General features: G+C 62.3%; 12 protein-coding genes and 2 tRNA genes. 11 read left to right on the top strand and 3 right to left on the bottom strand.

Annotated features, from left to right (window positions below; translation table 11 throughout):
• The 7 genes from SPMU_RS04845 (at position 1) to SPMU_RS04815 (ending at position 7,635) form a co-directional block, all read left to right on the top strand.
• Positions 1-1,116 (top strand): acyl-CoA dehydrogenase family protein, encoded by a 1,116-nt coding sequence (locus tag SPMU_RS04845; protein ID WP_088332411.1) that lies wholly within the window; start codon positions 1-3, stop codon positions 1,114-1,116.
• Positions 1,117-1,192: 76 nt separating this feature from the next.
• Positions 1,193-2,440 carry an acyl-CoA dehydrogenase family protein gene (locus SPMU_RS04840; RefSeq protein ID WP_088332408.1) on the top strand — a complete coding sequence of 416 codons (1,248 nt, stop codon included), beginning with the start codon at positions 1,193-1,195 and terminating at the stop codon, positions 2,438-2,440.
• Between the two features lie 682 nt (positions 2,441-3,122).
• Complete coding sequence (locus SPMU_RS04835; RefSeq protein ID WP_088332406.1) at positions 3,123-3,779, top strand: peptidylprolyl isomerase; 657 nt, start codon at positions 3,123-3,125, stop codon at positions 3,777-3,779.
• A 24-nt stretch (positions 3,780-3,803) separates the two neighbouring features.
• Positions 3,804-4,784: a zinc-binding dehydrogenase gene (locus tag SPMU_RS04830; protein WP_088332404.1), complete on the top strand. Its 981-nt coding sequence runs from the start codon at positions 3,804-3,806 to the stop codon at positions 4,782-4,784.
• A 144-nt stretch (positions 4,785-4,928) separates the two neighbouring features.
• The gene (locus tag SPMU_RS04825; protein ID WP_088332402.1) at positions 4,929-6,155 is read left to right on the top strand and encodes a M20 metallopeptidase family protein; all 1,227 of its coding nucleotides are present in this window, start codon (positions 4,929-4,931) and stop codon (positions 6,153-6,155) included.
• A 213-nt stretch (positions 6,156-6,368) separates the two neighbouring features.
• Positions 6,369-7,280: a fructose bisphosphate aldolase gene (locus SPMU_RS04820; RefSeq protein WP_088332400.1), complete on the top strand. Its 912-nt coding sequence runs from the start codon at positions 6,369-6,371 to the stop codon at positions 7,278-7,280.
• Between the two features lie 281 nt (positions 7,281-7,561).
• Positions 7,562-7,635: transfer RNA gene (locus tag SPMU_RS04815), tRNA-Gly, on the top strand.
• 79 nt (positions 7,636-7,714) lie between these two features.
• Here SPMU_RS04815 and SPMU_RS04810 read toward each other — a convergent pair.
• Entirely contained in the window at positions 7,715-8,761 is a 1,047-nt protein-coding gene (locus tag SPMU_RS04810) for a hypothetical protein (RefSeq protein ID WP_140418409.1), read from the bottom strand.
• 145 nt (positions 8,762-8,906) lie between these two features.
• On the opposite strand from SPMU_RS04810, the gene SPMU_RS04805 reads away from it, so the two are divergent.
• Complete coding sequence (locus tag SPMU_RS04805) at positions 8,907-9,788, top strand: manganese catalase family protein (protein ID WP_088332396.1); 882 nt, start codon at positions 8,907-8,909, stop codon at positions 9,786-9,788.
• 521 nt (positions 9,789-10,309) lie between these two features.
• Here the strand turns inward: SPMU_RS04805 and SPMU_RS04800 are convergent.
• A tRNA-Tyr gene (locus SPMU_RS04800) sits at positions 10,310-10,395 on the bottom strand.
• 374 nt (positions 10,396-10,769) lie between these two features.
• On the opposite strand from SPMU_RS04800, the gene rlmB reads away from it, so the two are divergent.
• Positions 10,770-11,513 carry a 23S rRNA (guanosine(2251)-2'-O)-methyltransferase RlmB gene (gene rlmB / locus SPMU_RS04795; protein ID WP_088332394.1) on the top strand — a complete coding sequence of 248 codons (744 nt, stop codon included), beginning with the start codon at positions 10,770-10,772 and terminating at the stop codon, positions 11,511-11,513.
• Between the two features lie 73 nt (positions 11,514-11,586).
• Here rlmB and SPMU_RS04790 read toward each other — a convergent pair whose 3' ends face one another.
• A complete protein-coding gene (locus tag SPMU_RS04790; RefSeq protein WP_088332392.1) occupies positions 11,587-11,904 on the bottom strand; it encodes a 2Fe-2S iron-sulfur cluster-binding family protein in 318 nt (105 codons plus the stop codon).
• A 54-nt stretch (positions 11,905-11,958) separates the two neighbouring features.
• Here SPMU_RS04790 and SPMU_RS04785 point away from each other — a divergent pair, with 54 nt between their 5' ends.
• Together SPMU_RS04785 and SPMU_RS04780 are read left to right on the top strand one after the other, a co-directional pair.
• Positions 11,959-12,588, top strand: coding sequence for a DNA-3-methyladenine glycosylase family protein (locus SPMU_RS04785; protein WP_088332390.1), 630 nt, complete (start codon positions 11,959-11,961; stop codon positions 12,586-12,588).
• A gap of 231 nt (positions 12,589-12,819) precedes the next feature.
• Positions 12,820-14,865, top strand: a complete 2,046-nt coding sequence (locus tag SPMU_RS04780) for an NAD(+) synthase (RefSeq protein WP_088332388.1) — start codon at positions 12,820-12,822, stop codon at positions 14,863-14,865.
• Positions 14,866-14,882 lie beyond the last annotated feature (17 nt).

The raw sequence follows: 14,882 nt of genomic DNA, 5'->3' as shown, positions 1-14,882 counted from the left end.
ATGCAGTTCGATTTCAACGAACAACAAAATGAATTTCGCCAGGAAGCGCGGCGCTTTCTTGCGGCAGAATGTTCCACCGAACGTGTCCGCAAGGCGCTGGAAGGCGGCGGCTTCGATCGCTCGCTATGGCAGGGCGTGGCGGAAATGGGCTTTCTCGGCATTGCCATTCCCGAGGAGCATGGCGGTCTCGGTCTCGGCTACCTCGAGCTTTGCGCCGTGGCCGAGGAATTCGGGCGCGCGATCGCGCCGCTGCCCATTCTGTCGTCCGTCTACCTGGCAGCCGAGGCGATCAAGTCGTTCGGTACCGGGGAACAACAGGCCGCATGGCTTCCCAAGATTGCCGCTGGCGCCGCCATCGGTTGCCTCGCGAGCAGTGAGGGCGAGCGCTTGAGCGACAAGAGCGTGCGCACCGCCTTTGTAAATGGTATGTTGAGCGGAACGAAGACCCCGGTGCTGGACGGCGATATTGCGGACGTCGCGATCGTTCTTGCAAAGGACGCGGACGCACTGAGCCTGTTCCTCCTCGACCTTTCCCAGGAAGGCGTCACCCGCAAAACTCTCAACACGATCGACCCGACGCGGGGCCAGGCGGAACTCACGTTCAACAATGCCGCGGCCGAGCGGCTGGGCGAGCGCGGCGAAGGTTGGGCCAGTCTTCAGACTCTGCTCGACCGGGCCGCGGTTCTTGTCGCCTTCGAACAGATCGGCGGCGCGGATCGCGCGCTGGAGATGGGCCGCGATTATGCGCTCGAGCGCATGGCCTTCGGCCGGCAGATCGGCAGCTTCCAGGCGATCAAGCACATGCTTGCCGATATGTACGTCTCGGCGACGTTGGCCCGCTCCAACGCTTATTATGGCGCATGGGCACTATCCACGGGTGCAGCTGAACTGCCCCGCGCTGCCGCCACGGCGCGGGTGTCCGCCACCAATGCCTTCCGACACTGCGCGAAGAACAACATCCAGGTGCACGGGGGCATGGGGTTCACGTGGCAGATGGATTGCCACCTCTTCTACCGGCGGTCGAACCAGCTTGCCCTGGCGCTCGGCAGCCTGCCCGACTGGGAGGAGAAACTCGTTACCCGCCTCGCGGCCGTAAACGAGCCGCTCGCCGCCTGATTGAGGCCGAAGGTGCGCCGCCCTCCCCGCATGATCACTGGGATCGGCCGAGCAAACGATTGAAGGACCCAAGCTCATGAACTTCGATGACACTCCAGAAGAAGCCGCCTTCCGCGCCGAAGCGCGTGCCTGGATCGACGCCAACGCCCCCAAGCACCTCGACTCCATGCTCTCGGGCGCTGGGCACGGCACTGCCGGCGACATCGCTGACGTGGACATGCTGGCGGAGAGCAAGGCATGGCAGAAGAAGAAATATGATGCCGGCTGGGCCTGCCTCCACTGGCCAACGGAATATGGCGGTCGAGGCGCGACGCCGATGCAGCGCGTCATCTGGAACCAGGAGGAAGGCGTCTATGCGCAGCTCTCGTTCACCTTCATCATCGGTCAGGGGATGTGCGGTCCGACGGTGATGGCGTGGGGCAGCGAGCAGGACAAGCAAGCGCTGCTCCCTCCCTTGGCGGCAGGCGAAGACATCTGGTGCCAGATGTTCTCCGAGCCCTCGGCCGGTTCCGACCTCGCTGGACTCCGCACGCGGGCGGTGAAGGACGGCGGCGAATGGGTGATCAACGGCTCCAAAATCTGGACGTCCGGCGCGCACATCTCGCAGTATGGCATCCTGCTCACCCGTACCGATCCCAGTGTCGCCAAGCACAAGGGGCTGACGATGTTCTGGGTCGACATGCGCTCGCCCGGCATTGAGGTGCGACCGATCCTTCAGGCGCACGGCCAATCAGGCTTCAACGAGGTTTTCTTCGCCGACCTGCGCATCCCCGACAGCCAGCGGCTCGGTGGCGTAGGCCAGGGCTGGACCGTGTCGTTGACGACGTTGATGAACGAGCGGCTGTCGATCGGCTCCGGCATGTCCACCGGGTTCGAAACGCTTCTGGACTATGCCGTTCGGGCGCCAGGCCGTGACGGCGGCCGTTTGGTGGATGACCCCACGATCAGGTCGAGGCTCGCGGATTGGGCAACCAAGGCGAGTGGCCTGAAATATACCTCGATGCGCGCCCTCACCGCTCTGTCGAAAGGACAAGAACCGGGACCGGAGAACTCGATTGGCAAACTCGTGGCGGGTGCGACCAGTCAGGACATCGCCAGCTTCGCGATCGATCTCCAGGGAGAGATGGGGGTACTCACCGATCCGGCGCAGGCGGCCCATGCCGCACGCTTCCAGGCAACCCTGATGCGTAGTCCGGCGACCCGGATCGAAGGCGGCACCGACGAAATCCTCCGCAACATCATCGCTGAGCGGGTCCTCGGATTGCCGGGAGATGTGCGGGTCGACAAGGATGTGCCGTTCGAAAAGATTCCTACGCGGGCTTGAGGCTCGTCGGCATTCGGAAGGCTAGGTGCTCCTGGTCCTCCGGCTTCGCCGATGCTCCTCATGCAAAGAGTCCAGATCGCGATAGTGAATTTCCGGATCGTTCATCACTCATGTTACTGAGCGACGCGCTGAAAGCGCCCGTTGTGCGTTCAAGAGATGGATCAACATCGAAAGAACGTCAGATGCGTATCCTCGCTGCAGCCGCGCTGCTCCTCGCCAGCACGGCCGCTCACGCCCAGGATCCGGCTCACGACTTTTCCTGTGCCAATGTTCGCCCGTCACTCCCCGCCGAATTTGCTGCCTGGGCTGCGCAAGCTCCGGTGGTCGCGGGAACCGAAGCGGGGGGCGGCGCCACCATACAACCCGGTGCGGCTATCCGCGTCTCTCTGCACCCGGCAAGCCATCTGAAGCTGAACCCCGCTCCAAGGATGGTAGGGCCCCACGGCGGCACTCTGACGATCGCCGTCACGGCGCCGGGCACTTACCGCCTTGCACTCGGGGGACCTTACTCGGTGGATCTGATCCGCAACGGCCGGGTTACGCGGTCGTCAGCGCCAAGCCCCGGCCCGAGGTGCTCGAGCATTCGCAAGACGATGGATTTTGTCCTCTCGCCGGGTCACTATACGGTGCAGCTGTCCGGTAGCGAGGCTGAAAACGTTGTCCTACTTGCGGTGAAAGTTTCATGATGCACCTAGTCCTGCTCCTCGCGCTTGCATCCGGTGCGCCAGCTGCTGCTCAGACTGCTTCAGCGGCCGATCCTGACCAGCGCTCCGGGTTGTCCGCCGCTCCGCCAAGCGCGACCACCCAGGTCACGTTGGTGTCCGACGCCGGCGCGATCGTCCTGGCGATCGAAACGGAGAAAGCACCTGCAACGGCTTCAAACTTCCTGAAGTATGTCGACGGCAGGCGGCTCGACGGAACGTCTTTCTACCGGACTGTGAAGGTGCAAGCCGAGCCTCGCTACGGCTTTATCCAGTTCGGCACCCAGAATGATCCCAAGCGGACGTTGCCGCCGATCCCCCATGAACCGACGAGTAAGACTGGTCTCAGCCATGTTGATGGAGCGATATCCATGGCGATGGCAGCGCCGGGAAGCGCACGCGGCGATTTCTTCATCATCGTCGGCAACACGCCCGCAATGGACGCGGAGGGCGTGAACCCCGGCTATGCCGTGTTTGGCCGGGTGATCCGGGGAATGGATGTGGTGCACAAGATCATGGACATGCCTACATCCGCAACCAAAGGCGAAGGGATCATGAAGGGACAGATGCTCGAACCCACCGTGCCGGTGAAGGCTGCTCGCCGCACCCCGGCATCGGCTGAAGGTCCGGCCTCGTGAGGGCCGTCAGGCTCGCCAAGCCGGGTGGTCTCGATCCGCCTGGCCGTCACTCAGGACGCCGATCCTGGTGAGCCGGGAACAGGCGAAATCCGGGTGGCGCTCCACGCCACTTCGCTCAACTTCCATGATTACCTGGTCTGCGCGGGCAAGTCGCCGACAGCAGAAGGACGTATCCCGATGGCCGATGGCGCGGGGATCGTTGAAGCTGTAGGCAAAGGTGTAACCGAGTTCGCAGCCGGCGATCATGTGGTTTCCTGTTTCTTCCCCGACTGGCAGGCAGGGCCGCCGAAGGTCGCTGATTTCCGCGGCGTGCCCGGCGACGGCATCGACGGATTTGCACGCGATATCGTTGTTCTACCAGCAACGGCGTTCACCAAAGCGCCCGCCGGCTGGAGCCACACGGAGGCCGCCACCATCACCACTGCAGGACTGACCGCGTGGCGAGCACTGGTCATCGACGCAGGTTTGAAGACCGGAGACACTGTTCTGGTGCTCGGAACCGGCGGCGTCTCGATATATGCGCTTCAGATTGCGCGCGCGATGGGCGTTGAGGTGATTGTCACGTCCTCGTCGGATGAGAAGCTCGCCAGAGCGACAGACCTCGGCGCGACGCATACCATCAACTACAGATCGGAGCCGAATTGGGGGCAGCAGGTACTGGAGATTACCGGCGGGCGCGGCGTCGATGTCGTCGTGGAAGTCGGCGGCCCCGGGACGCTGGCGCAATCACTACAGGCTGTGCGCATCGGCGGCCATGTCGCGTTGATCGGCGTGCTGACCGGCGTCAGCGGTGACGTGCCCACCGCCCTGCTCATGGCCAAGCAAGCGCGCCTGCAAGGGTTGATTGTGGGAAGCCGACAGGAGCAAGAGGATTTCGTTCGTGCGCTGAATGTCAGTGGCTTGCGACCTGTTGTTGATCGAACATTCGCATTGGAAGAACTGGCCGACGCTTTCCGATATCAAGAAGGGGGCGATCACTTTGGGAAGATCGCTGTCAGCTGGTAGCAGGCAGTGAGCTGGGCAGAGGTTTGTGGCCGACCGTCTGATCCGAGCGCGACCTCCCATTGCCAATCGCAACCAATCCGCCGACCTTTAACGCCCCCTGCACTCACTTTTGATCAGACTAAGTAGGCATATCGAGGATTGCTAATGAACGCGACTGGCCCACTTCAAGACTGGCGCAGCTTGGGCGAAGCAGTGCTCGCGGACACGATTGCCCTACGCCGCGCCATTCATGCCGAGCCGGAAATCGGGCTGGCATGCCCGAGAACGACGGCGAAGCTGAAGGCTGCACTCGCCGGGTTGCCGCTAGAGATCCATGACAGCAAGTCGACTTCCGGGTTCATTGCGATCCTTCGGGGAGGACGCGGGCAGACTGGTGACAACGGCCGTACCGTGCTGCTGCGGGGTGACATGGACGCGCTACCGCTCACCGAGGAGACGGGGCTCGACTTCGCGTCCACCATTCCGGGCGCGATGCACGCCTGTGGGCATGATGCGCACTCCGCCATGTTGGCCGGAGCAGCTCGGGCCCTGTGCGCCCGCAAGGATCAACTTCCCGGCACGATCGTGTTCATGTTCCAGCCGGGAGAAGAAGGCCATCATGGCGCACGCTGGATGATCGAAGACGGGCTGCTGGAGATCGCGCGGCCGGATGCTGCCTTTGCGCTTCATATCTCCCCCAATGCGCCAGCGGGCGTCTTCCTGGGCCGCGAAGGCCCCCTCCTTGCGTCCACAGATACCCTGATCGCGAACATCAAGGGCAAGGGCGGCCACGCCGCCATGCCGCATGACTGTATCGACCCGATCCCCGTTGCTTGCGAGATCGTGACTGCACTCCAGAGCTTTGTCGCTCGCCGCATCCCGGTCGCGGACCCAGCGGTGCTGACGATCACGCAAATCCACGCAGGCAGCAGCCACAATATCATCCCGGATGCGGTCCGCCTAATGGGCACGCTGCGCACGCTTTCCGACAGCACGCGTGAGAAGGCGCGCGCTGCTTTTCGCCAGATCGCCGGCGACATCTCGAATGCGCATGGCTGCACCGCGGAAAGTACCATTGACGAAGGTTACCCCGTCACCTTCTGCGATCCCCGCGCAACGGCGATGATGCGCGATCTTGCCGTGACGATCTCAGGGGAGCGGGGCTGGTCCACCATGACGGCGCCGATGATGGGCGGCGAGGACTTTTCATATGTTTTGAAGGAGGTTCCTGGGGCGATGGCGTTCGTCGGGGTCGCACCGCCCGGCAGCGACCCAAAGACGAACCCGCCGCTTCACAACACCCGCATGACCATAGAGGAAAGCGTCATGGCGCGAGGCGTTGCCATGCACTGCGCCTTGGCAGAGCGATTCCTGGAGCGCGGTTTCAACTAACAACTTCGCGGCCCAAACTGGGCGTTAGTGGCCTGGGTTCCCCGGCTGACGCCTCTACCTGTTCAGACGTGATCGGCGGTCTAAGCGGCCCCCGCGAGGTGCTGAACAAATGACCTGCGATGCCGACCCCGATGGGGGAGGCAGCCGCTGGCAAAACTCGGTGGCTCCCCTTAATGACGCCCCGGGACGAACAACGAGAGGGGATAGCTGATCATGACTCCTGCTGTGATGACTGCAAAAATCGCTGATGGGCAAGGCTTCATCGCTGCGCTGGACCAGTCCGGCGGCTCTACGCCCAAGGCGTTGAAGGGTTATGGCATCGAGGAGAGTGCCTGGTCGACGGAGGAGGAGATGTTTGGCCTCATCCATGACATGCGGGCCCGGATCATCACGTCGCCAGTGTTCACCGGAGACAAAGTGATCGGAGCGATCCTTTTCGAACGTACAATGGACGGTGAGGCCGGCGGAAAGCCGGTGCCGCAAGCGCTGCATGAACGCGGCGTGGTGCCGTTCCTGAAGATCGACAAGGGTCTTGAGGCCGAAGAGAACGGCGTTCAGCTCATGAAGGCGATGCCCGGTCTCGATGCACTGCTGGAGCGTGCAGCCAAGCTCGGGATCTTCGGCACCAAAGAACGTTCGGTGATCAACCTCGCCAATCGTGAGGGTATCGCGCAGGTCGTGGCCCAGCAGTTCGACATCGCGCAGCAGGTGCTATCCCACGGCCTCGTTCCGATCATCGAGCCAGAGGTCAACATCAAGAGCCCCGAGCGTGCCGAAGCGGACTCGATCCTCCTCGAGGAACTGACGAAGGCTCTCGATGCTATGACCGGTGAAGCGCAGGTCATGCTGAAGCTTTCATTGCCCGCGACTCGTGATCTCTTCCGGCAGCTGGTGGACCACCCACGCGTGTTGCGAGTGGTAGCGCTGTCCGGTGGTTATGCGCGCCCTGAAGCGTGCGAAGAGCTAGCCCAGAATCACGGCGTCATCGCCAGCTTTAGCCGCGCGCTGCTGAATGACCTGCGCCACGAGATGAGCGATGACGAATTCAACGCGTCGCTCGGGGCCGCGATTGATGAGATTTGGTCAGCATCCGCGAAGAAGGCGGCTGCTTCCGCGGCTGCTTGAAGCTGGGTTCAGCGAGAAGGCTGAACTGCGAAGAACATGGGAGGCGGGCCGGCGAGATCATCGCCGGCCCGCCTCTTTACGAAGGCAGTGATGCACGAGCTGCATACGGGAGTGGCGAGCCGCCGAGGTTTTGAAGAGGGATGCATGGCGGCCGCCTCTTGCGCCAAGGCTGCCGATTTCATAGAAGCTGCCTTGCCTCCTCAATTGGCCGTTAGGGCACTAACAGAAGTCGGTTGGAGTTGCGCAGCGGGATGACCAGCCGTTCGGTTTTCCAACGTGTTGCGGGTATAGCACAATGGTAGTGCAGCAGCCTTCCAAGCTGAATACACGGGTTCGATTCCCGTTACCCGCTCCATCCCCCACAGTGCGTGTCGAAAGCTCGCCTGCTGTCTCTTCATGATGCGATCCGCCCCCAGGCCGTCGTGAGCCGGTGTTCAGCTAATGCTTTCGTCGGGCGCCTTCAGGCGCTTCTCAAGCGCGGCGATGCGTCGTTCCATGGCAATGATCATGTCCAGTAGCGCGGGAATGACGACAGCGGGTGCAGCGTGCTGTGGATCCTGCGCGGGACCGCGCGACGGCGCGTTGAGGATCAATCCGAAGTCACGGGCAAGCGCGGCATTATCGGCTTCAAATCGCTCAACGAAGTTGGTCCATTCCAAACCTGCCGGGAGCGTGGACGCGGGATCCACCTCCCTGTAACGCTTCTTCTCCACCCCGCTGGCGGCTAGAGCGCGTTGGAGAACGCCGGGCGGAGCCTCGGCATCGTTTTGGCCCTGATAGAGGCGGTATAACGTCAAGACGGCAGCGTCAGGTGTTTGGTAGTGCCAATTAGAGCGGTCGCTCGCGGGGGGGATTGGCAGACCCATCGTGGTCAGAAAGTCCGTGACCACGTCTGCCGCCAGGTCATAGGAGCGGACATGCAGATCCTGGGGGGCGATAGCCTCTCGCCAGCTTTCTATCACCTGCCGATAATCAGCACCGCGCGATCTCGCCTCGGGTAGCCACTCGGAAAAGCTCCTGATGGGCCCTGTGTTCGCTTTGTGCTTCACGCCCCATTGCAGGTAGGCTGAGACCAGCCAGCTTGCCTGGTGCCGGAAATAGAGCACAACCTCGGTTTTGCAGATAGGCGTCAATCTGGCGATGACGCGTGCCATCAACGGGGCACTTACGGCCAGACCGATGTGGCTCCAGATGAACGTCTTTATCCCCGGACGACCTTGGATGCGCTGTGTGAGCAAGGCAACCAAACGGTCCTCAATCGCTGGGTCGTCACTCAGCGCCCGCTGGAGATCATCTGCCGAGGCAAAAGCGCCGGAAAGAGGATCTCCGCGCTCCAGATACATTCCAAGGTAGCAGGCATCAGCACAGCGGAGGTCCCCCGCGCTATCACGCAAATACTTCTGGATCGCGGAAGAGCCAGATTTTCCCAAGCCGGCGTGAATAACAAGCCGCCGATCGCATGTTTGGCCGCCTTCTACCATCTTCCCCTCACGCCCCGTCGAACAATTCTGCCAACAACTAATCTAAATCAATCACTAAGATCGGATTGTTGTCCGACCGTAATAAACCGCTTCGCGCTCGGTGCGTTCGGGAAGAGGCTCCAGCAATAGCGAGAGAGGTTCCTCCATGTACTATCACGATCGTCGGCTCCAGTACCCGGTTCGGGTGGACACGCCTAACCCTCAGTTCGCCCGAATGCTTCAGCAGGCCATCGGCGGCGTTGAAGGCGAAATCAGGGTCGCGATGCAGTATTTCTTTCAAGCGTGGGGAAACCGCGCGCCCACCACGAAGTACCGCGATCTACTCCTGAACACGGCCACTGAGGAACTGGGCCATATCGAAATGCTGGCAACAGCTGTCGCCCTCAACCTGGAAACGGCGCCTACCTCGGCTCAGGAGCAAGGGGCCACCGATAGCATCGTAGGTGCGGTCATGGGCGGCGGCAACGCCAAGCATGCGATCGAAGGGATCATCCACAAGAACCTTCTGTCGTCCGGGATGGCAGCGATGCCGATCGACTCGGATGGCGTCCCGTTTGACATGAGCCACATTTACGCAAGCGGAAATGCTGCAGCTGACATGTTCTGCAACGTTGCCGCGGAGAGCACGGGTCGGGTACTTGCCGTTCGGCTGTTCAACGCGACGGAAGATCCCGGGATGAAGGACATGCTTCGTTTCCTCATCGCGCGGGATACGATGCATCAGCAGCAATGGCTTGCCGCGCTGGAAGATATGGGCGGATTCAACGCAGCACTGCCCATTCCCAACAGCTTCCCTCAAGCGGAAGAAAACCAGGAGCACAACCACGACTTCTTCGTCACGTCGCTGGACGGCAGCTTCCCGGAAGGGCGCTGGACAGAAGGCGCGACGTTCGACGGCAAAGGCGAGTTCAGCGTGTTTCGAGCTCAGCCGATGGGCGAAGAACCGGTACTCGGTCCAGCGCGGCCCGACAGTGGTGCTCAAGCTGAGCAGATCGGCGATCCCACCCTCGCCAAGGACAACCAGTAACCTGAAAGGCGGGCCGTTAGGCCCGCCTTTTTTATTCACGTGCTTCTGGTGCTAAGCCTAAGCCGGCACTGCCGTAGCGACAACGACGTGACCCAGCACCCCCACCGCGTTATTCTTGCAGCTGAAACTATTCATCGACGGCATTTTTCCCCGCTCCGGGGTTCCAAGCACCGGGCTTGCGGTCAGGGTCTTCTGCCGCTTTGGCGCCGCTCCCTCTGGTTTCTCCGGTGTCGGGATAAACCGAGGCCACGCGCTCACGGTCTGGAGACCCTTCTGATCCTGTGAAGACCGCTCCTGATGGGTCCGCTTGTCGCAAGGCCTCTTCCCGCTCCCGAGAATACGACTGACCGGATACCCCCTCGGCATGATCAAACGGGTTTTTCGGCGTACGGCGCTCCGGGTCCACTGCGCTATCTTTAACAGGCCTGTCGCTCATCGAATCCTCCGATCAGGTGCACATCGCTACACCTTCCGATCATCAACGATGTAGGGGAACAAGCGATCCTGCCAGCTCGGGAGGATGGTGGAAGGGACTGGATTCGAACCAGTGTACACTTGCGTGGGCAGATTTACAGTCTGCTGCCTTTAACCACTCGGCCACCCTTCCACAGGGCCGCTCCGTCAGAGCGAGGGCGCCCAATGCCGAAGCAAAAGCGCCCTGTCAACGGATGTGATCACAGTTGCGCAACTGATTTTGCCCGCGTCGTAGGTCGGCGTCATCGCCCGAGTGGGCGCGTGATGAGCAAGCAACCTTTTGGACGTCGCAAGGCGATCGCGCCGGCTCCACCGACGCGAGCAGGACCTTTGTCCTGCCGCTACACCTTTGACCACGTGAAGAAGGAGGGTATGCGAGCCACGCCGCCGCCTGACAGCGTTTCTGATGAACGCAGCGGATGCAGCCAGACTTGACCCGGCCGCCGCTCCAGAAGTGGCCGGCCGCGATCAACCCAATTGAAACTTCGATCCGGAAGAGACGAACTGATGAAGCGCCGTGGACATCGCCCCAGCCAGGCACCTGGCAATCGCCCACGCTTTTGGGGGCGCCACGCTGTAACTGCGGCGCTTGCCAATCCGGAACGGGTCGTGCGCAAGCTCTGGGGAACACGTGAGGCGGTCGCGGAGCTTCAGCTGCCGCCCCTTCTGCCGGTCGTCTATGCCGATGTGGCAGACCTCGGACGCATGGTGCCGGCGGATGCACCGCATCAAGGTCTTGTCGCTGAGGTGGACCCGCTTGAAGACGTTTGGCTCGGTGATCTCCTGGAGCAAGGGCGAGACGATCGCCGGCCGCTTATCGTGCTTGATCAGGTGACTGATCCGCACAACGTGGGTGCCGTGCTTCGGTCGGCCGCAGCGTTCGATGCGCTGGGCATCGTAACTCAGGACCGCCACGCTCCTCCTGAGTCGGGCGCATTGGCGCGTTCCGCGTCCGGCGCGTTGGAGATCGTGCCTTGGGTGCGCGTCGTGAACTTGGCGCGTGCGCTGGATGAAATGGCCGGGGCAGGATTTTGGCGCATCGGCTTAACCGGGCATGCGACCCAAACGCTTGGCGAAGCAATGGGGCAAGCGCGCGTCGCCCTTGTTCTGGGCGCAGAAGGCGAAGGAATGCGCCAGAATACCGAAGCGCACTGCGATCAGCTTGCGAAGCTGCCGATCAGTCCGAAGGTGGAAAGCCTGAATATTTCGAATGCCGCAGCGATCGCGCTCTACGCAATAGCAACCCGCTAAAGCAGGATCGCGCAGTCCCTGCGACCCGCGCACCGCCCCAGTATGGGAGCGGTGCGCAGGCGACTCTTTGTCGTTAGTCTTCTTCTGCGATCCGCACCTTCAAGCCATCAAGCTCTTGCCCGAAGGGCAACTGGCACGAGAGCCGAGAATATGCATCGCGACTGCTCGACGAATCGAGCAGATCATTTTCATCCTCGCTCATGGCGGGAAGTTTGTCGGCAAATTCCGGGTCGACATGGATGTGACAAGTTGCGCAGCTGCAGCAGCCCCCGCAAAGCGCAAGGATCTCGTCTATGCCACCGTCACGAATGACTTCCATCACCGACAGCCCGGCTGCCCCGTCCATTACCCGCTCTTCCCCGTCGCGCAGCGTGACGATAAGCTTCGGCATTATGCTCTCCCCGCAAGTTCCCCGCTCCATTGCCGATCTTGAGGGCCGGCCGCAATGGGGCTGAGCGAAGAGCGGCTCCGCGCAGATGTTGATGAACTCGCGCGCATCGAGCCGCGATTCGGGGCGGCGTTGCAGCGTGTTGGGTATCCGCCGACTCGTATTCGCGAGCGGGGGCATGCAACGCTGATGCGCACCATCGTCGGCCAACAGGTGAGCGTGAAGGCGGCAGACGCGATGTGGCGCAAGCTGACCGCAGTCGTGGGAGAGCCCGTGGATCTGGAGCGGCTTGGCCGCGCCAGTGACGAGGAGCTGCGTGCCGCGGGTATGTCCCGGCAAAAATCGGCCTACCTACGTAGCTTGGCGGCCGAAGTGATCAGCGGTCCGCTCGATCTCGCAAACCTGCCTGAGGACGACGAGGCGGCGATCGCTGCCCTGGTACAGGTGAAGGGGATCGGACGTTGGTCCGCGGAGATCTACCTTTTGTTTGCAGAAGGGCGCGCGGACATATGGCCGGCCGGCGACCTCGCGGTGCAAATCGAGGTGGGCAGGATCCTGGGGCACGAAAGCCGCCCCAGCGAGAAACTGACACGTGAACTGGCTGAGCCATGGCGGCCCTATCGCGGCGCCGCTGCGATCTTCGCCTGGCATCATTACGGCGCGGACGCCGATGCCATGCCGGTCTGAGCCCGCCTAAGTGACGTCGCGTTGCTGTTCAGCATCGAACTCTCCGCGGCTCTGCGGAACGCAGCATTATGCCGAGGGGGAGCAAGCCCTTCATTTCACCTGGCCTAGCGAACAAAGCGGGAGGCCGACCGTTATCGGATTGCGGCGCGATCAACGTTGCCGTGCATAGTGCGGGGCGCGCCCGGGTGCCTCCTTGGCTCCGCACGGAAAAGAAGGGTAACCGTTTCTGCGATGAACAAGCGTTTCTCCTCCATTCACCACCATCGCATGCTCCGAGTGGCGGCAGCCACCCCTCGGGCGAGCGTGGGAGACACGGGTACGAATGTGCGAGCGACGCTGGAGCTGGCGCAGCGCGCGCATGAGGAAGCAGTTGACCTGGTCGTCTTCCCGGAACTGAACATCACCTCCTACGCGATCGATGATCTTCACCTTCAATCGGCGCAACAGGATGCATCTCGTAATGCGCTGCTGGCAGTGGCCGAAGGCACCCGCGAGCTCCGGCCGGTGCTGCTCGTCGGCGCCGCCCTGCCCCGCAACGGCAGGCTTTATAACTGCGCGGTTGCGATCGCGCGGGGCGCGATCCTGGGTGTCGTGCCCAAGACGTTTCTGCCGAACTACCGGGAATATTATGAGAAGCGCTGGTTCAGCAGCGGCGCTGGGCTGACCGGCCTCACGATCGACATCGGCGGAAACAGCGTGCCGTTTGGGACTGACCTGATCTTCGCTGCCGCGGACCTGCCCCACTTCATCTTCCATGCCGAAATCTGTGAGGATTATTGGTCGCCGACGCCGCCCTCGACGGCGGGCGCGCTCGCAGGCGCGCTGGTATGCTGCAACCTGTCTGCGTCCAACGTGGTCATCGGCAAGTCCCGGGAGCGCGCGATGCTATCCGCGGCGCAATCGGCCCGGGCAGTTTGCGCTTATGTCTATTCGGCGGCCGGCCCCGGCGAAAGCACGACCGATCTGGCCTGGGACGGGCAAGGAACCGTCCACGAGCTGGGCGAACCGCTCGCGGCATCGACCCGCTTTGCGCTGAACCCCGAATTGGTGATGGCGGATGTGGACTGCGAGCGCCTGCTCCAGGAGCGGTTGCGCATGGGCACGTTCGGCGATGCGGCGACATTTTCCGGACACCCGGAGACGCGCTTTCGGCGAGTCACCTTCGAGCACGCGCCCGATTACGGGGACGTCGGCCTGAAGCGGGCCGTTCGCCGCTTCCCCTTCGTGCCGGACACGCCGGAGCGGCTGGACGAGGATTGCTATGAAGCATTCAACATCCAGGTCGAAGGCCTGCTGAAACGCATCACGGCCACGGGCGTGAAGAACCTGGTGATCGGCGTATCGGGCGGGCTCGACTCAACCCATGCGCTCATCGTTGCTGCCAAGGCGCTGGATCGGCTCGACCGGCCGCGCTCCGATATCATCGGAATTACCATGCCGGGCTTTGCGACCAGCGAGGGGACCAAGGATAATGCCTGGAAGCTGATGCGGGCGCTCGGCGTCACGGCCGAGGAAATCGACATCCGTCCGGCTGCGCGCACGATGCTGGAAGGCTTGGGGCATCCGTTCGCCAAGGGTGAACCGGTCTACGATATCACGTTCGAGAACGTTCAGGCGGGGCTGCGCACCGATTATCTGTTCCGTATCGCAAACCAGCGCGCGGGCTTCGTTGTCGGTACCGGCGATCTCAGCGAACTGGCGCTCGGGTGGTGCACCTATGGCGTCGGCGATCACATGAGCCACTATGGCGTCAATGCGGGTGTCCCCAAGACGCTGATCCAGTTCTTGATCCGCTGGTGTATCGCGACTGATCAATATGATGCCGAGACCGACGCCGTTCTGGAAGCGATCCTGGCGCAGGAAATCTCACCGGAACTCGTGCCCGCCGACGAAAGCGGCGCCATGCAAAGTACCGAAAGCAAGATCGGGCCTTATCCGCTCAACGATTTCTTTGCGCATTATGTGATCCGCCACGGGCTTGCCCCATCGAAGATCGCGTTCCTCGCGTGGCATGCCTGGCGAGACATGGAAGCCGGACGTTGGCCGATCGGCTATCCGGAGGCAGCGCGCACCGCTTACGATATCGAAACGGTGAAGGCCTGGCTCGAGAAATTCCTCTTCCGCTTCTTCCAGACGAGCCAGTTCAAGCGTTCGGCGCTGCCCAATTCGCCCAAAGTCTCTGCCGGCGGCTCCGTATCGCCGCGCGGCGATTGGCGTGCTCCGTCCGATGGCACCGCAACCACGTGGCTCGACGAACTGGCCGCGAACGGACCTTGACGCTACGTTTCGGCCAG

Source organism: Sphingomonas mucosissima, assembly GCF_002197665.1.
Classification (GTDB): domain Bacteria; phylum Pseudomonadota; class Alphaproteobacteria; order Sphingomonadales; family Sphingomonadaceae; genus Sphingomonas; species Sphingomonas mucosissima.
Note: the sequence above shows the minus strand (reverse complement) of the source record. Positions and strands in the feature narration are given on the sequence as shown.